Here is a 19208-nt window from a genome sequence, read left to right as displayed (position 1 = left end):
CCCTTGTTCGCTGGCTAAACTAGTATCATTCCGCGAATCGTTTCAGGATGAGAAACCCATAACAATGAAAGGCAGTAACAAATCCCGCTGGGTGATAGCAACTGTGATCGTCGTGACCGCCATCGCCGCATTCTGGTTCTGGCAAAGCCGCAGTGAACCCCAGGGCACCGCACCCGGCGCGACCAAACCAGCACAGCACTCGCCAGGAGCTGGGCGTCGTGGTATGCGTTCCGGGCCGTTGGCTCCCGTTCAGGCCGCCACCGCCACCGAGGAAGCCGTTCCACGTTATCTGACGGGGCTGGGCACTATTACTGCCGCCAATACCGCTACGGTGCGAAGCCGGGTAGATGGCCAGCTCATCGCGTTACACTTCGCGGAAGGGCAACAGGTAAAAGCCGGCGACTTGCTGGCAGAGATAGACCCCAGCCAATTTAAAGTTGCTCTGGCTCAGGCGCAGGGGCAACTGGCAAAAGATAAAGCCACGCTGGCGAATGCCCGTCGCGATCTTGCGCGTTATCAGCAGTTGGTAAAAACCAATCTGGTCTCCCGCCAGGAGCTGGATGCCCAACAGGCGCTGGTAAATGAGACGTTAGGGACAATCAAAGCGGATGAAGCCAGCGTCGCCAGCGCCCAATTGCAGCTCGACTGGAGCCGTATAACCGCGCCTGTCGATGGACGGGTCGGTCTGAAACAGGTGGATGTTGGCAACCAGATTTCCAGCGGTGATACCACCGGCATCGTCGTCATTACACAAACCCACCCCATCGACTTGATATTCACCTTACCCGAAAACGACATCGCCACCATGTTGCGGGCGCAAAAATCGGGGAACCCGCTGAAGGTCGAAGCCTGGGACCGTACTAATTCGCAAAAACTCAGCGAAGGCGTCCTGCTGAGCCTCGACAATCAAATCGACGCAACCACCGGAACCATCAAAGTTAAGGCCCGGTTTAACAATCAGGATGATGCCTTATTCCCGAACCAGTTCGTTAACGCCCGCATGCTGGTCGACACGGAACAAAATGCCGTTGTCATCCCCACTGCTGCCCTGCAAATGGGTAATGAAGGTCACTTTGTCTGGGTGCTGAACAGCGACAATAACGTCAGTAAACACCTGGTTAAACCGGGTATCCAGGATAGCCAGAAAGTGGTGATTGCCGCCGGACTGTCCGTGGGCGATCGCGTAGTGACCGACGGTATTGACCGCCTGACGGAAGGGGCCAAAGTTGAAGTCGTAGAGGCGCACGACACCTCTGTAACAGACGAAAAAACTACGCCGCGCGGCTACGGAAAAAAAGGAGCTAACTCCTGATGCAGGTGTTACCTCCTGGCAACTCAGGCGGCCCATCGCGCCTGTTTATTCTGCGCCCCGTCGCCACCACGCTGCTGATGGTCGCCATTTTATTGGCAGGTATTATTGGTTATCGCTTCCTGCCGATCGCCGCTTTACCAGAAGTGGATTACCCCACAATTCAGGTCGTAACGCTCTACCCCGGTGCCAGCCCGGACGTTATGACTTCGGCGGTGACCGCGCCGCTTGAGCGTCAGTTTGGACAAATGTCCGGCTTAAAACAGATGTCCTCGCAAAGCTCCGGCGGTGCTTCGGTCGTCACGTTGCAGTTTCAACTGACGCTCCCGTTGGATGTCGCCGAGCAGGAAGTTCAGGCTGCCATTAATGCCGCCACCAATTTATTACCGGGCGATCTGCCCAACCCGCCGGTTTACAGCAAGGTAAACCCGGCGGATCCACCGATCATGACGCTGGCTGTCACCTCCAGCGCGATGCCGATGACGCAGGTGGAAGATATGGTCGAAACCCGCGTCGCCCAGAAAATCTCTCAGGTTTCCGGCGTGGGTCTGGTGACGCTTTCCGGTGGGCAACGTCCGGCTGTCCGCGTGAAGCTTAATGCGCAGGCCATTGCCGCGCTCGGTCTGACCAGCGAAACCATCCGTACGGCCATTACCGGCGCCAACGTCAACTCGGCTAAAGGCAGTCTTGATGGCCCAACGCGCGCCGTCACGCTCTCAGCTAACGACCAGATGCAGTCTGCGGATGAATATCGTCAGCTTATTATTGCCTATAAAAACGGCGCGCCGGTTCGTCTGGGCGATGTCGCGAGCGTTGAGCAAGGGGCAGAAAATAGCTGGCTGGGCGCATGGGCCAATAAGCAACAAGCCATTGTGATGAATGTTCAGCGCCAGCCGGGGGCAAACATCATTTCCACTGCTGACAGCATCCGCCAAATGTTGCCGCAGCTCACTGAAAGCCTGCCTAAATCAGTAAAGGTCAGCGTGCTTTCCGATCGTACAACCAATATTCGTGCATCCGTAGCCGACACCCAGTTTGAGCTGATGCTGGCGATTGCGCTGGTTGTTATGATTATCTACCTGTTTCTGCGCAATATCCCGGCAACGATTATACCCGCGGTCGCCGTGCCGCTGTCGCTAATTGGCACCTTCGCGGTAATGGTTTTTCTTGATTTCTCTATCAATAACCTGACCTTAATGGCGCTAACCATCGCCACCGGCTTTGTGGTGGATGACGCCATCGTGGTGATTGAGAACATTTCACGTTATATCGAAAAAGGCGAAAAACCGCTGACCGCCGCCCTGAAAGGTGCGGGCGAGATTGGTTTTACCATCATCTCTCTGACATTTTCGCTGATCGCCGTGCTGATCCCACTGTTGTTTATGGGCGATATTGTCGGGCGATTGTTCCGCGAGTTTGCCGTAACGCTGGCCGTGGCGATCCTGATTTCTGCGGTAGTGTCGCTCACCCTCACGCCGATGATGTGCGCCCGCATGCTCAGTCAGGCATCGTTACGTAAACAGAACCGCTTCTCTCGCGCTTCGGAACGGATGTTTGATCGCGTCATCGCCGGGTACGGCCACTGGCTGGCAAAGGTGCTCAACCATCCGTGGCTGACGCTCAGCGTGGCGCTTGGCACGCTGGCGCTGAGCGTCATGCTGTGGGTCTTTATTCCAAAAGGCTTCTTCCCGATACAGGATAACGGCATCATCCAGGGCACGCTGCAGGCACCGCAGTCCAGCTCGTTTGCCAGCATGGCCCAGCGTCAGCGTCAGGTCTCAGATGTCATCCTGCAAGATCCGGCGGTTGAGAGCCTGACCGCTTTTGTTGGCGTGGACGGCACCAATCCGGCATTAAACAGCGCACGTATGCAAATCAACCTTAAGCCACTGGATGAACGCGACGATCGCGTGCAGAAAGTGATCGCGCGGTTACAAGAGGCAGTAAACAACGTTCCCGGCGTCGACCTCTATCTGCAGCCTACGCAAGACCTGACGATTGATACTCAGGTCAGCCGGACGCAATATCAATTCACGCTGCAAGCAACCTCCCTGGATGCGCTCAGCACCTGGGTTCCCCAACTGTTGGAAAAGCTACAACAGCTACCGCAGGTGTCTGATGTCAGCAGTGACTGGCAGGACAAAGGGCTGGTAGCCTATGTGAACGTCAATCGCGACAGCGCCAGCCGTTTAGGTATCAGCATGGCAGATGTCGATAACGCCCTGTACAACGCCTTCGGCCAACGCCTGATTTCAACCATCTATACGCAGGCAAACCAGTATCGCGTCGTGTTAGAACATGACACCGACACGACGCCAGGGCTTGCGGCTATGGAGACTATTCGTCTGACCAGTAGCGACGGCGGCGTGGTGCCGCTCAGCGCTATCGCCAGCATTGAACAGCGTTTTGCCCCGCTGTCGATTAACCATCTCGATCAGTTTCCGGTGACAACCATCTCGTTCAATGTGCCAGACGACTATTCATTGGGCGATGCGGTACAGGCGATTCTGGATGCCGAAAAAACGCTTAACCTGCCAGCGAACATTACCACCCAGTTTCAGGGCAGTACGTTGGCCTTCCAGGCCGCGCTGGGTAACACTATCTGGCTGATTGTGGCGGCGGTTGTCGCGATGTATATCGTACTCGGCGTGCTGTATGAAAGCTTTATTCACCCGATTACCATTCTTTCCACGCTGCCCACGGCAGGCGTTGGCGCACTGCTGGCGTTAATGATTGCCGGCAGCGAACTGGACGTCATTGCGATTATCGGCATTATTTTGCTCATCGGTATCGTCAAGAAAAACGCCATCATGATGATCGACTTTGCCCTGGCCGCAGAGCGCGAACAGGGTATGGCGCCGCGTGAAGCTATTTTCCAGGCCTGTCTGCTGCGTTTTCGCCCGATCCTGATGACCACGCTGGCGGCGCTGCTGGGCGCATTGCCCCTGATGTTAAGCACCGGCGTGGGCGCAGAGTTACGCCGTCCATTAGGGATTGGCATGGTCGGCGGTCTACTGGTAAGCCAGGTATTAACCCTGTTCACCACCCCAGTGATTTATCTGCTGTTTGACCGTTTATCGCTGTATGTGAAAAGCCGCTTCCCACGTCAGGAAGAGGAAGCGTAAATGAAATTTTTCGCGCTTTTCATTCATCGTCCGGTGGCGACTATTCTCATTTCTGTGGCCATCACTCTGTGCGGCATACTGGGCTTTCGTCTGCTACCGGTGGCCCCGCTGCCGCAGGTGGATTTCCCGGTGATTATGGTCAGCGCCTCATTACCCGGCGCGTCTCCCGAAACGATGGCCTCCTCTGTCGCCACCCCGCTGGAACGCTCTCTGGGCCGCATCGCGGGCGTGAACGAAATGACTTCAAGCAGTTCGCTTGGCAGCACACGCATTATTCTCGAATTTAAATTCGACCGAGACATCAACGGCGCTGCGCGAGACGTTCAGGCCGCAATCAACGCCGCACAAAGCCTGCTGCCTAGCGGAATGCCCAGTCGCCCAACGTACCGCAAAGCTAACCCTTCCGACGCGCCGATCATGATCCTGACGCTCACTTCTGATACGTATTCCCAGGGTGAACTGTACGATTTTGCGTCGACCCAACTGGCGCAAACCATCGCGCAAATCGACGGCGTGGGTGACGTGGACGTGGGAGGAAGTTCTCTGCCTGCCGTGCGCGTAGGACTCAACCCGCAAGCGCTGTTTAACCAGGGCGTATCGCTGGACGACGTGCGTAGCGCAATCGACAACGCCAACGTGCGTAAACCGCAGGGAGCTATCGAGAGTGACACCCATCGTTGGCAGGTACAAACCAACGATGAGCTGAAAACGGCAGCCGAATACCAACCTATTATCATCCACTACAATAACGGCGCTGCGGTGCGGTTAAGTGACGTTGCGTCTGTGAGCGACTCGGTACAGGACGTGCGCAACGCGGGGATGACCAATGCCAAACCGGCCATTCTGCTGATGATCCGCAAGCTGCCGGAAGCCAATATCATTCAGACGGTAGACAGCATTCGGGCTAAATTGCCGGAATTACAAACGCTGGTCCCGGCCGCCATCGATCTGCAAATCGCCCAGGACCGCTCGCCGACCATTCGCGCCTCGCTGGAGGAAGTTGAACAGACGCTGATTATCTCCGTGGCGCTGGTTATCCTGGTGGTCTTTGTCTTTCTGCGTTCCGGACGTGCAACACTCATCCCCGCCGTCGCGGTTCCGGTCTCGCTAATCGGCACATTTGCCGCCATGTATTTGTGCGGATTCAGCCTGAACAACCTGTCGTTAATGGCGCTAACCATTGCCACGGGTTTTGTCGTCGATGACGCCATCGTGGTACTGGAAAACATAGCCCGCCACCTCGAGGCGGGAATGAAACCACTTCAGGCCGCGCTACAGGGCACGCGCGAGGTGGGCTTTACGGTTCTCTCCATGAGCCTGTCGCTGGTCGCGGTATTCCTACCGCTGTTGCTGATGGGCGGCCTGCCGGGGCGATTGCTGCGTGAATTTGCCGTCACGCTGTCGGTGGCAATCGGCATTTCCCTGCTGGTGTCACTGACATTAACGCCAATGATGTGTGGCTGGATGCTCAAATCCAGCGCCCCGCGCGAACAAACGCGTAAGCGGGGATTTGGTCGCGTGTTAGTGGCGCTGCAACAGGGTTACGGCACATCGCTTAAATGGGTACTGCGCCATACGCGACTGGTGGGCGTGGTACTACTCGGCACCATTGCGCTAAACATTTGGCTCTACATTTCCATCCCAAAAACCTTCTTCCCTGAGCAGGATACAGGCGTATTGATGGGCGGGATCCAGGCTGACCAAAGCATCTCTTTCCAGGCGATGCGCGGCAAACTGCAAGACTTTATGCAGATCATCCGCGACGATCCGGCGGTGAATAACGTCACTGGCTTCACCGGTGGTTCCCGGGTCAATAGCGGGATGATGTTTATTACCCTCAAACCACGCGATGAACGCCGTGAAAGCGCTCAACAGGTGATCGACCGCCTGCGCGTCGCGCTGGCCAAAGAGCCGGGCGCGAATCTGTTTCTGATGGCGGTGCAGGATATTCGCGTCGGTGGACGCCAGGCCAACGCCAGCTATCAGTACACACTGCTGTCCGACGATCTGGCGGCGCTACGTGAATGGGAACCTAAAATTCGCAAGGCGTTAGCCGCCCTGCCCCAACTGGCGGATGTCAACTCCGATCAACAGGACAATGGCGCGGAGATGAATCTGATTTACGATCGCGACATCATGTCGCGTCTGGGAATCGATGTTGCCGCCGCCAACAGCCTGTTGAATAACGCTTTCGGACAACGGCAGATTTCGACAATTTATCAACCGATGAACCAGTACAAAGTGGTGATGGAGGTTGATCGACGTTACACCCAGGACATCAGCGCGCTGGACAAAATGTTCGTCATCAACAATGACGGTAAGGCGATCCCGTTATCGTACTTTGCCAAATGGCAACCGGCGAATGCCCCGCTGTCGGTGAATCATCAGGGCTTGTCCGCCGCGTCAACGGTGTCGTTTAACCTGCCGACAGGCTCTTCACTTTCTGAAGCGACGGAGGCCATCAACAGAACGATGACCCAGCTTGGCGTTCCCTCGACGGTTCGCGGCAGTTTTGCCGGTACGGCACAGGTCTTTCAGGACACCATGAACTCGCAGGTGATCCTGATTATCGCCGCCATCGCAACGGTCTACATCGTGTTGGGCATGTTGTATGAAAGTTATGTTCACCCGCTGACTATTCTTTCCACACTGCCTTCGGCGGGCGTTGGGGCTTTACTGGCGCTGGAGCTGTTCAATGCCCCGTTCAGCCTAATCGCCCTGATAGGGATCATGCTATTAATTGGCATTGTGAAGAAAAACGCCATCATGATGGTCGATTTTGCGTTGGAAGCGCAGAGAAACGGTAAGTTGCCACCGGAGGAAGCCATTTTCCAGGCTTGCCTGTTACGCTTTCGCCCAATAATGATGACCACGCTGGCTGCGCTGTTTGGCGCGCTGCCGCTTGTGTTATCCGCAGGTGATGGCTCCGAACTGCGCCAGCCTTTGGGGATCACCATTGTCGGCGGGCTGGTGGTTAGTCAACTCCTGACGCTGTACACCACACCCGTGGTGTATCTCTTTTTCGACCGTCTGCGTCTGCGTTTTTCACGTAAAAATAGCAAACCGGTAGCAGAGTTATGACAGAACTTCCCGACAGCACCCGCTGGCAACTTTGGATTGTGGCATTCGGCTTTTTTATGCAGTCGCTGGATACCACCATCGTCAATACCGCGCTTCCTTCGATGGCCGCCAGCCTCGGAGAAAGCCCGTTACATATGCATATGGTCATTGTGTCATATGTATTAACCGTTGCCGTAATGCTGCCCGCCAGCGGATGGCTGGCGGACAAAGTTGGCGTGCGCAATATCTTCTTCACCGCCATCATCCTGTTTACGCTTGGCTCGCTGTTTTGCGCCTGGTCCGGCACGCTCAACGAGCTGGTGATGGCCCGCGTCTTACAAGGCGTTGGTGGCGCGATGATGGTGCCGGTTGGCAGACTAACGGTGATGAAAATCGTCCCGCGTGAGCAATATATGGCGGCGATGACGTTTGTCACGTTACCCGGCCAGATTGGCCCATTGCTGGGTCCGGCGTTAGGCGGCGTTCTGGTTGAGTATGCCTCCTGGCACTGGATATTTTTGCTGAACATTCCGGTTGGCATTGTCGGCGCGATAGCAACGTTAATGCTGATGCCCAACTACACCATGCAAACGCGACGCTTCGATCTTTCGGGATTCGCGATGCTGGCGGTCGGCATGGCGGTGCTAACGCTGGCGCTCGATGGCAGTAAAGGAACCGGCATCTCCGGTATCACGCTGGCGGTGCTGGTTATCTGCGGGACGTTGGCTATTGCGCTATATTTGAAACACGCCCATCGTAATCCACGCGCGCTGTTTAGTCTGAATCTGTTTCACACACCAACCTTCTCGTTAGGTCTGCTCGGCAGTTTTGCCGGACGTATCGGCAGCGGTATGCTGCCGTTTATGACGCCAGTGTTTTTACAGATTGGCCTCGGTTTTTCGCCTTTTCATGCCGGGCTGATGATGGTCCCGATGGTGCTCGGCAGTATGGGCATGAAGCGCATTGTGGTGCAGGTCGTTAACCGCTTTGGCTACCGTCGTGTACTGGTCGCCACCACGCTTGGCCTGTCGCTGGTCAGCCTGTTGCTGATGACCACCGCGCTGCTCGGCTGGTATTACGCCCTGCCCTTTGTGCTGTTCTTACAGGGAATGGTCAACTCAACGCGTTTTTCATCCATGAATACCCTTACGCTAAAAGATCTGCCAGACGATCTTGCCAGCAGCGGCAACAGCCTGCTGTCGATGATCATGCAATTGTCGATGAGTATCGGGGTGACTATCGCTGGCCTGTTGCTAGGTATGTTTGGTCAGCAGCATATCGCTATCGACAGCGGCAGTACGCATACCGTCTTTATGTACACCTGGCTGTGCATTGCATTCATTATTGCGCTGCCCGCCATTATTTTTGCCCGCGTGCCGAACGACACGCAAACTAACGCGGTGATCTCACGGCGCAAAAGGAGCACCTGATGAAGTTCTGGCGGCCCGGTATCACCGGCAAACTGTTTCTGGCGATTTTCGCCACCTGCATTGTGTTGCTGATCAGTATGCACTGGGCCGTACGCATTAGCTTCGAACGGGGTTTTATTGACTATATCAAACACGGTAACGAGCAGCGTCTGCAAATGCTCAGCGACGCGTTGAGCGAGCAGTATGAGCAGCATGGCAACTGGCGGTTCTTACGCAATAACGATCGCTTTGTTTTTCAGATCCTGCGCTCTTTTGAACACGACAACGACGATGATAAACCCGGTCCCGGCATGCCGCCGCACGGCTGGCGTACCCAGTTTTGGGTTGTTGATCAAAACGCTCGCGTGTTGGTCGGTCCGCGCGCTCCGGTCCCTCACGACGGTATGCGCCATCCTATCCGCGTCAACGGTAGCGAAGTGGGCGCCGTGATTGCCTCTCCCGTAGAGCGTTTAACGCGTAATACGGATATCAATTTCGACATGCAGCAAAGACGCTCCAGTTGGCTTATCGTCGCGCTTTCTACGATCTTGGCAGCGCTGGCAACGTTTACGCTGGCACGCAGCCTGTTGGCCCCGGTCAAACGACTGGTGGAAGGCACGCATAAACTGGCGGCAGGCGATTTCACCACCCGCGTTGCGCCGACCAGTACCGATGAACTGGGCAAACTGGCGCAAGACTTCAACCAGCTTGCCAGTACGCTGGAAAAAAACCAGCAGATGCGGCGCGACTTTATGGCCGATATTTCTCACGAACTGCGTACGCCGTTGGCGGTGCTACGCGGCGAGCTGGAAGCTATTCAGGATGGCGTACGCCAGTTTACCCCCGACTCCGTGACCTCTTTACAGGCCGAAGTCGCAACGCTCACCAAACTGGTGGACGATCTTCATCAGCTCTCCATGTCCGATGAAGGCGCGCTGGCCTACCAGAAAACATCGCTGGATCTTATTCCCCTGCTGGAAGTGGCAAGCGGTGCATTTCGTGAACGCTTTGCCAGCCGGGGATTAACGATACAACTCTCTCTCCCGGACAGTATGACGGTATTTGGCGACAGGGATCGTCTGATGCAGCTGTTCAACAATCTGCTGGAAAACAGCTTGCGCTACACCGACAGCGGCGGCGGGCTGCATATCAGCGCTGAACAACGTGAACGAATGGTGTTTTTAACCTTCGCTGATTCCGCTCCCGGCGTGAGTGAAGAGCAGTTGCAGAAGCTGTTTGAACGGTTTTATCGCACTGAAGGCTCGCGTAACCGAGCCAGCGGAGGTTCCGGCTTGGGGTTGGCGATTTGCGTCAATATTGTACAGGCACATAATGGCCTGATCCGCGCCGCTCATTCGCCTTTTGGCGGGGTTAGCATTACAGTAGAGCTACCGCTCGAACGCGATTTACAGAGAGATGTATGACAGAGTTACCCATTGATGAAAACACGCCGCGTATTCTGATCGTGGAAGACGAACCCAAGCTGGGACAACTGCTTATTGACTATCTGCGGGCGGCAAGCTACGCGCCTACGCTCATCAGCCATGGCGATCTGGTCCTGCCTTACGTGCGTCAAACGCCGCCCGATCTGATCTTGTTGGATCTGATGCTGCCCGGTACCGATGGCCTGACACTGTGTCGGGAAATTCGCCGTTTCTCTGAAGTTCCCATCATGATGGTAACCGCAAAAATCGAAGAGATTGACCGTCTGCTGGGACTGGAGATTGGTGCGGATGATTATATTTGTAAACCCTACAGCCCGCGCGAAGTCGTTGCTCGCGTGAAGACGATCCTGCGCCGTTGCAAGCCACAGCGCGAACTGCAACAAATGGATGCAGACAGCCCGTTGATCGTCGACGAAGGTCGTTTTCAGGCGTCGTGGCGGGGGAAAATGCTCGACTTAACGCCTGCGGAATTTCGCTTACTCAAAACGCTGTCACACGAGCCGGGAAAAGTGTTCTCCCGCGAGCAGTTGCTCAATCATCTGTATGACGACTACCGCGTCGTTACCGACCGCACCATCGACAGCCACATTAAGAACCTGCGACGTAAGCTGGAGTCGCTGGATGCGGAGCAGTCCTTTATTCGCGCGGTGTATGGCGTAGGGTATCGCTGGGAAGCCGATGCGTGCCGAATTGCGTAATCAGCGATAGTCCAAATGATATCGGGTAAGGAGAAGCAGCCACCAGCACAATGACTTTACCTGCCCGCCCCTCAGCGCTACAATGCCCGCCCTTAATATGGGGGCACTCCCCTAACCGCCTCATTAAGTGAGGCGAGTCTGACCTGTCATCAGAACGAGATAATTATGTTTAAACCGGAACTCCTTTCCCCGGCGGGAACGCTGAAAAATATGCGTTACGCTTTCGCCTATGGCGCAGATGCTGTGTATGCGGGCCAACCGCGTTATTCACTGCGCGTACGCAACAACGAATTCAACCACGAAAACCTGCAGCTCGGCATTAATGAAGCCCATGAACTGGGTAAAAAATTCTATGTGGTGGTTAACATCGCCCCGCACAATGCCAAGCTGAAAACCTTCATTCGTGATCTGAAACCGGTGGTGGAAATGGGGCCGGATGCGCTGATCATGTCGGACCCGGGTCTGATTATGCTGGTGCGCGAGAACTTCCCTGACATGGATATTCACCTGTCGGTGCAGGCTAATGCCGTTAACTGGGCGACGGTCAAATTCTGGAAGCAGATGGGGCTGACCCGCGTGATCTTGTCTCGCGAACTGTCGCTGGAAGAAATTGAAGAGATCCGTACCCAGGTGCCCGATATGGAGATTGAGATCTTCGTTCACGGTGCATTGTGCATGGCCTATTCCGGACGCTGCCTGCTCTCTGGTTACATCAACAAGCGCGACCCGAACCAGGGTACCTGTACCAATGCCTGCCGCTGGGAATACAACGTGCAGGAAGGGAAAGAAGACGTGGTGGGCAATATCGTACATAAGTACGAGCCGATCCCGGTACAAAACGTCGAACCCACATTGGGTATTGGCGCGCCGACAGATAAAGTCTTTATGATTGAAGAAGCCCAGCGACCAGGTGAGTACATGACCGCGTTTGAAGACGAACACGGCACTTACATCATGAACTCGAAAGATTTGCGTGCCATTGCCCACGTTGAGCGTCTGACGCAAATGGGCGTGCATTCGCTGAAGATCGAAGGCCGTACCAAGTCATACTATTACTGCGCACGTACCGCGCAGGTTTATCGCAAAGCAATTGATGATGCCGCTGCCGGCAAACCGTTCGACCCGCAACTGCTGGAAACGCTGGAAGGTCTGGCGCATCGCGGTTACACCGAAGGGTTCCTGCGCCGCCATACGCATGACGACTATCAGAACTACGAATACGGCTTCTCTGTGTCAGAGCGTCAGCAGTTTGTTGGCGAATTTACCGGCGAACGTAAAGGCGAACTGGCAGCCGTGCTGGTAAAAAATAAATTTACCGTCGGCGACAGCCTGGAATTGATGACCCCACAGGGCAATATCAACTTTACCCTTGAGCAGATGGAAAACGCGAAAGGCGAAGCCATGCCGGTTGCTCCGGGCGATGGCTACACCGTGTGGATGCCGGTACCTGAGGATATCGATCTGAATTATGCCTTGTTAATGCGTAATTTTGCCGGTGAGTCCACACGCAACCCGCATGCTAAGTAGTTAATTACGGTTATTTTTCAGCGTTCGGAAGATTCTTAGAAATCGATCACATACCGTTTCGTTCATTAAGGGTATTATCCCACCCGCTGAAAAACATAACCCATAAATGCTAGCTGTACCAGGAACCACCTCCTTAGCCTGCGTAATCTCCCTTACGCAGGCTTATTTTTTGCCTGCCGGTTAAACACGCCGGGTTCTCCCAATTCAAATCACTACAGTCAGGCGAAAAAAAACCGGGCATTACGCCCGGCTCATGAGGTGATTAGAACTTAATGTGCAGCTTCTGGCTTGTGCTTTTGCGCACTCTGGAAACCATAGGTCAGCTCATTTTTCTCTTTATCCAATTCAACGGTTACCTGACCACCATCCACAAGCGAACCGAACAGCAGTTCGTTGGCCAATGGTTTTTTCAGGTTGTCCTGAACAACACGCGTCATCGGACGTGCGCCCATTGCGCGGTCATAGCCTTTCTCAGCCAGCCAGTTACGTGCTTCCTGGCTTACTTCCAGCGAGACGCCTTTCTGATCCAGCTGTACCTGCAACTCGACAATAAACTTATCAACAACCTGATGTATCACCTCAGTAGAGAGGTGATCGAACCAGATAATGTTGTCGAGACGGTTACGGAATTCCGGCGTAAACACTTTTTTGATTTCGCCCATCGCATCAGTGCTATTGTCCTGATGAATAAGCCCAATCGATTTACGTTCGGTCTCACGTACCCCGGCGTTGGTGGTCATGACCAGCACCACGTTACGGAAGTCCGCCTTACGGCCATTATTGTCGGTCAGCGTACCGTTATCCATTACCTGCAGCAGCAGGTTAAAGACATCCGGGTGCGCTTTTTCGATTTCATCCAACAGCAGGACCGCATGCGGGTGTTTAATGACCGCGTCGGTCAGCAAACCGCCCTGGTCATAACCGACATATCCCGGAGGCGCACCAATCAGACGGCTGACGGTGTGACGTTCCATATACTCGGACATATCAAAACGCAGCAGCTCAATGCCGAGCGCTTTGGACAGCTGCACCGTGACTTCGGTCTTACCAACGCCAGTCGGTCCGGCAAACAGGAATGAACCGACAGGTTTATGCTCATGTCCAAGACCGGCACGGCTCATTTTGATCGCTTCAGTCAGTGCCTCAATGGCTTTATCCTGTCCGAATACCAGCATTTTCAGACGGTTACCCAGATTTTTCAGCGTATCACGATCGCTCTGCGACACGCTCTTCTCCGGGATACGCGCAATGCGGGCCACCACGGACTCAATATCGGCTACGTTAACAGTTTTCTTGCGCTTGCTGACCGGTAACAGACGCGCACGTGCGCCCGCTTCATCGATCACGTCAATGGCTTTATCCGGCAGATGACGATCGTTGATATATTTCACCGCCAGTTCAACCGCGGCACGCACCGCTTTAGCGGTGTAGCGAACGTCATGGTGCGCTTCGTATTTCGGTTTCAGACCGTTGATGATCTGTACGGTCTCTTCTACCGACGGCTCAGTGATATCAATTTTCTGGAAACGGCGCGCTAACGCCCGGTCCTTCTCAAAAATATTGCTGAATTCCTGATAGGTTGTGGAGCCTATTACACGGATTTTACCGCTGGAGAGCAGAGGCTTGATTAAGTTAGCCGCATCCACCTGGCCGCCCGAGGCCGCACCCGCACCGATAATGGTGTGGATCTCATCAATAAACAGGATGCTGTTGGTATCCTGTTCCAGCTGTTTCAACAACGTCTTAAAGCGTTTTTCAAAATCGCCGCGATATTTGGTGCCCGCCAGCAGCGACCCGATATCCAGAGAGTAAAGGGTGCAGTCCGCCATGACTTCCGGCACGTCGCCCTGGACAATACGCCAGGCAAGGCCTTCGGCAATCGCGGTTTTACCGACGCCAGATTCCCCCACCAACAGCGGGTTGTTTTTTCTGCGACGGCACAGTACCTGAATGGCGCGCTCCAGCTCTTTGTCCCGGCCAATGAGCGGATCAATTCCACCCACACGGGCAAGCTGGTTAAGGTTAGTCGTGAAGTTCTCCATACGGTCCTCCCCGCCAGCTTGCTCTTCGTTATTTGGCTGATTCCCGGAGTCAGAAGACTGACTTGGTTCGTCTTTGCGCGTGCCATGAGAAATAAAATTCACCACGTCCAGACGACTCACTTCATGCTTACGCAGCAGATAGGCCGCCTGAGATTCCTGCTCGCTAAAGATAGCTACCAGAACATTTGCGCCGGTAACTTCATTGCGCCCGGAGGACTGAACATGGAAGACCGCACGTTGCAGTACACGCTGAAAACTCAACGTTGGCTGCGTGTCGCGCTCTTCTTCACTGGCAGGCAATACGGGTGTGGTTTGTTCAATGAAGGCTTCGAGTTCCTGACGGAGCGCCACCAGATCCACAGAACACGCTTCCAGCGCTTCGCGGGCCGATGGGTTACTGAGCAACGCCAGTAACAAGTGCTCGACGGTCATAAACTCATGTCGGTGCTCGCGCGCTCTGGCGAAAGCCATGTTTAAACTGAGTTCCAGTTCTTGATTGAGCATAGGCACCTCCCCCAATATTTATGCCTGCATTCAGGCTTTTTCCAGCGTACACAGCAACGGATGCTCGTTCTCCCTCGCATATTTGTTCACCATCGATACTTTGGTTTCAGCCACTTCGGCAGTAAACACGCCGCAAATAGCTTTACCTTGATAGTGAACTGCAAGCATCAGTTGCGTTGCACGTTCTACATCATAAGAAAAGAATTTTTGTAACACGTCAATAACAAACTCCATCGGAGTGTAATCATCATTGATTAATATCACTTTATACATAGATGGCGGTTTTAGCGCGTCGCGCAATTTGTCTTCCGCCAGCAGATCGAAATCCAGCCAGTCGTTCGTCTTACTCATTGTCAGTCGTCATCTTCAGTTACGGTTTCCGGCAGAAAATGTTGCCGCTGACAAGCAGCCTATGCACACACTCAATCTACCTCAAGTATTAGATAACTATCATCTATTAGTGTCATCCGCGACATCTGTCACAGAACCGACAATAGCGTTAACTGCTTCAAATTTTGATGCATTTTTACCCTATTCCATCCGTCTGACGCTTGACGCCCCGCCTGATTTCTCTAAATTGTAGTTTCGAGAGTTGGCGAGGTTTTGAACAGCCCCCACTCCGCAACCGGTTCATTCCATCTTACTTATATAAGATCTACGAAGGATGTCGAAGTATGGAAACGGGTACTGTTAAGTGGTTCAACAACGCCAAAGGGTTTGGTTTCATCTGCCCCGAAGGCGGCGGCGAAGACATTTTCGCCCATTACTCCACCATTCAGATGGATGGTTACAGAACGCTAAAAGCCGGACAGTCTGTCCAGTTTGATGTCCACCAGGGGCCAAAAGGCAACCATGCCAGTGTCATCGTGCCTGTCATTGAAGCAGAAGCCGTCGCATAACCCTTCTGTCTCATTGTGTACATCCCGCAGTCAAAATGCCAGCCCTTGCGGCTGGCATTTTTATCTCGACAGTATTATTCCCGCGCCAGCGCATCTACCGGATCAAGCCGGGCCGCATTACGCGCCGGTAACCAGCCAAACAAAATGCCGGTAGCGGTTGAGCACAGGAATGCCGTGAGCAGCGCAACGGGTGAGAAGCCAATTTCCCAGCCGGGCAGGAATAACTGTAGCGTAAAGGCGATCAGCATCGACAACGTGATACCCAACGCGCCGCCAACCAGACATACCAGCACCGCTTCAATGAGGAACTGTTGCAGCACATCACTGGCGCGCGCGCCAACCGCCATACGAATGCCAATCTCGCGCGTTCGTTCGGTTACCGAAACCAGCATAATATTCATCACGCCGATTCCACCTACCACCAGCGAAATGACCGCCACCAGCGTCAGGAAGAGTTGTAATGTACGTGTGGTCTTTTCGGCGGTTTTCAAGACGCCGTCCATATTCCAGGTAAAGAAATCTTTCTTCCCATGGCGTAACGACAACAGGCGGGTAAGCTGCTGTTCAGCCTGAGCACTATCAAAACCGTCCTTCACCCGCACGGTGATTGAGTTCAGCCACGATTGCCCCATAATTCGCCCGGACATGGTGCTGTAAGGCAGCCAGACCCGCAGGATCTTACTACTGCCGAACATCGACTGTTTCTCCTCTGCAACGCCAATCACCGTAGCAGGCATATTTCCCACCAAAATGACTTCGCCCACCACCTTCGCTTTATTGGGGAACAACTGACGTCGGGTATTACTGTCGAGCACCACCACCTGCGCCCGACCTGCAAGCTGCTCAGCGTTAAAGGTGGTCCCTTCGCTAAACGTCATGCCATAGACATTGAAATAGTCGCCGCTAACGCCGTTCGCACTGGCAGCCACGTCAATATTACCGTAGCGTAGCCGCAGGTTCTTCGACACCGCAGGCGTCACCGAACTTACCCAGGGCTGTTTCTGCAGCGCGGTTAAATCGTCATATTTCAGCGCCTGTTGATACTGCGGATCGTCATCGCCGAAATCTTTGCCGGGATAGATATCAATGGTATTGGTACCGATAGCGCGAATGTCTGCCAGCACCAACTGTTTTGCCGCATCCCCCACCACCACAATCGAAACCACCGAAGCAATACCGATGATGATCCCTAGCATGGTCAGCAGCGTACGCATCTTATTCGCAGCCATTGCCAGCCAGGCCATGGTGAGCGCTTCGCGAAAACCACTGATAAACTGACTCCAGCCCGACACTGTTTTCACTGTCGGCACGGAGATTTCGCGTCCGCCAGGAGATTTGTGCGGCGGCGGGTTGCGTACAATCTCTCCGTCGCGAATTTCAATTACGCGCTCGGCCTGCGCGGCCACCTGCGGGTCGTGCGTAACGATAATCACCGTATGTCCGCGATCGCGAAGCTGATGCAAAATCGCCATCACCTCTTCGCCAGAATGGCTATCCAACGCCCCGGTGGGTTCGTCGGCAAGAATCACCTGCCCACCGTTCATCAACGCACGCGCAATGCTGACCCGCTGCTGCTGGCCACCGGAAAGCTGGGATGGCTGATAATCAACCCTGTCGCCCAGCCCCAGCCGCTGGAGTAATTCCTGCGCACGAGCCAGACGTTGCTTACGTTCTGTCCCGGCATAGACCGCTGGCACCTCAACGTTTTGCGCGGCGGTCAAATGCGACAGCAAATGATAACGCTGGAAGATAAAACCAAAATGCTCGCGTCGCAGTTGCGCTAACGCATCGCTATCGAGGGTGGAGACATCGCGCCCGGCCACCCGATACGTGCCGCTGGTAGGCTTATCGAGACAGCCGAGAATGTTCATCAGCGTCGATTTACCCGAACCAGACGCGCCGACAATCGCCACCATTTCACCGGCCTGAATGCTCAAGGAAACGTCCTTTAACACCTCGACCTGCCCTTCGCCTGACGGGTAACTACGGCGGATATTGCTCAGCTCAAGCAATGCCGTCATTTCGCTGCCCCAGGATTGCCCTCGCCAGTAATGACTTCATCTCCCTCTTCCAGCCCCTTCACAATCTCCACATCGGTGTCATTGCGCGCGCCGATCACCACCTCACGCTCGCGGGTTTCACCGTTACGCAGCAGCCTGACGTTATAGCGATTATTGCCAATAGGATCGCCCAGCGCCGATAGCGGGATGGTCAGGACATTTTTGACATCCGTGAGCTGAATATGGACCTGTGCGGTCATATCCAGACGCAGGATCCCTTTCGGGTTAGGCACTTCAAAGCGGGCATAGTAGAAAATCGCGTCATTCACTTTTTCCGGCGTCGGCAGGACATCTTTCAGCGTACCTTCGTAGCGCGTCTGCGGATCGCCGAGGACAGTGAACCAGGCTTTTTGTCCGGGATGCAGGTGAATAACATCCGCCTCGGAAACCTGCGCTTTCACCAGCATGGTACTCATGTCTGCTAACGTCAGAATGTTAGGTGCCTGCTGGGCGGCAATAACGGTTTGTCCTTGCAGAGTGGTTATTTGCGTAACCTCACCCGCCATTGGCGCTACAATGCGGGTGTAATCAAGGTTGGTCCTGGCTGTATCAAGAGAGGCTTGATTACGCTTAATCTGTGCATCAATGGTGCCAATTTGCGCCTGTTTGACCGCCATCTCGGTAGCCGCGGTATCGAGATCCTGTTGTGAAACCGCCTGGGTTTTCGCCAACTGCTGCTGACGGGAAAGCGTCACTCGCGCCAGCTTCCACTCGGCTTCAGCCTGTAAACGCTGGGCGCGTAATTCCATCAGCGTCGCTTCAACCTCTTTGATCTGGTTTTGCGCCTGTTCAGGATCGATAACGCCAAGCAGTTGATCTTTTTTTACTTTATCGCCAATCGCGACCGACAGCGTTTTTAACTGCCCACTGACCTGCGCCCCGACGTCAACTTTACGCAGCGCATCCAGTTTTCCGGTAGCCAGTACACTCTGCTGGAGATCGCCGGGACGAACAATTAACGTTTGATACTGAGGTAAAGGCGCATTAAGCGTACGCCATAGCGCAATTATCGCCACAATAAGGATGATGGCGAAGATAAAATAGCGTTTTTTGATTTTTCCCTTGAGCTTCATAAATGTCCCAATTTCCCCCAATACGTCCATCAGAGTGGAGTGTTAAACGTCAACGTT

12 protein-coding genes are annotated in these 19208 nt (G+C 54.3%); 8 read left to right on the top strand and 4 right to left on the bottom strand.

From position 1 onward, the window contains the following. The first annotated feature begins 64 nt into the window (after positions 1-64). The 7 genes from FHD02_RS17190 to yegQ all read left to right on the top strand — a co-directional run bounded on the left by FHD02_RS17190 (position 65) and on the right by yegQ (position 12573). On the top strand, positions 65-1312 hold the full coding sequence (locus FHD02_RS17190) for an MdtA/MuxA family multidrug efflux RND transporter periplasmic adaptor subunit (RefSeq protein ID WP_220394120.1): 1248 nt from the start codon (positions 65-67) through the stop codon (positions 1310-1312). Beyond that, a complete protein-coding gene (locus FHD02_RS17185; RefSeq protein WP_137360821.1) occupies positions 1312-4434 on the top strand; it encodes an MdtB/MuxB family multidrug efflux RND transporter permease subunit in 3123 nt (1040 codons plus the stop codon). Before FHD02_RS17190 ends, FHD02_RS17185 begins: the two co-directional genes overlap by 1 nt. Further along, complete coding sequence (gene mdtC / locus FHD02_RS17180; RefSeq protein WP_137360820.1) at positions 4435-7515, top strand: multidrug efflux RND transporter permease subunit MdtC; 3081 nt, start codon at positions 4435-4437, stop codon at positions 7513-7515. Next, positions 7512-8924: an MFS transporter gene (locus FHD02_RS17175; RefSeq protein WP_137360819.1), complete on the top strand. Its 1413-nt coding sequence runs from the start codon at positions 7512-7514 to the stop codon at positions 8922-8924. Before mdtC ends, FHD02_RS17175 begins: the two co-directional genes overlap by 4 nt. Next, the gene (gene baeS / locus FHD02_RS17170) at positions 8924-10327 is read left to right on the top strand and encodes a two-component system sensor histidine kinase BaeS (protein ID WP_137360818.1); all 1404 of its coding nucleotides are present in this window, start codon (positions 8924-8926) and stop codon (positions 10325-10327) included. Before FHD02_RS17175 ends, baeS begins: the two co-directional genes overlap by 1 nt. Further along, complete coding sequence (gene baeR / locus FHD02_RS17165) at positions 10324-11046, top strand: two-component system response regulator BaeR (protein ID WP_019077149.1); 723 nt, start codon at positions 10324-10326, stop codon at positions 11044-11046. Before baeS ends, baeR begins: the two co-directional genes overlap by 4 nt. 165 nt (positions 11047-11211) lie before the next feature. After that, positions 11212-12573, top strand: a complete 1362-nt coding sequence (gene yegQ, locus FHD02_RS17160; protein WP_006683890.1) for a tRNA 5-hydroxyuridine modification protein YegQ — start codon at positions 11212-11214, stop codon at positions 12571-12573. Between the two features lie 269 nt (positions 12574-12842). Here the strand turns inward: yegQ and clpA are convergent, their stop codons facing one another. Together clpA and clpS are read right to left on the bottom strand one after the other, a co-directional pair. Beyond that, positions 12843-15119 (bottom strand): ATP-dependent Clp protease ATP-binding subunit ClpA, encoded by a 2277-nt coding sequence (gene clpA / locus FHD02_RS17155; protein WP_137360817.1) that lies wholly within the window; start codon positions 15117-15119, stop codon positions 12843-12845. A 30-nt stretch (positions 15120-15149) separates the two neighbouring features. After that, on the bottom strand, positions 15150-15470 hold the full coding sequence (clpS, locus tag FHD02_RS17150; protein ID WP_042307420.1) for an ATP-dependent Clp protease adapter ClpS: 321 nt from the start codon (positions 15468-15470) through the stop codon (positions 15150-15152). Between the two features lie 323 nt (positions 15471-15793). On the opposite strand from clpS, the gene cspD reads away from it, so the two are divergent. Next, a complete protein-coding gene (gene cspD / locus FHD02_RS17145) occupies positions 15794-16018 on the top strand; it encodes a cold shock-like protein CspD (protein WP_003036813.1) in 225 nt (74 codons plus the stop codon). A gap of 74 nt (positions 16019-16092) precedes the next feature. Here cspD and macB read toward each other — a convergent pair whose 3' ends face one another. Next, a complete protein-coding gene (macB, locus tag FHD02_RS17140; protein WP_042307417.1) occupies positions 16093-18039 on the bottom strand; it encodes a macrolide ABC transporter ATP-binding protein/permease MacB in 1947 nt (648 codons plus the stop codon). Beyond that, positions 18036-19151, bottom strand: coding sequence for a macrolide transporter subunit MacA (macA, locus tag FHD02_RS17135; protein ID WP_042307415.1), 1116 nt, complete (start codon positions 19149-19151; stop codon positions 18036-18038). Before macA ends, macB begins: the two co-directional genes overlap by 4 nt. Positions 19152-19208: the final 57 nt, after the last annotated feature.

This window comes from Citrobacter sp. EC_71 (assembly GCF_019584005.1).
Taxonomy (GTDB): domain Bacteria; phylum Pseudomonadota; class Gammaproteobacteria; order Enterobacterales; family Enterobacteriaceae; genus Citrobacter; species Citrobacter werkmanii.
The sequence above is the reverse complement of the archived record's forward strand: the minus strand, read 5'-3'. Positions and strand labels throughout refer to the sequence as shown.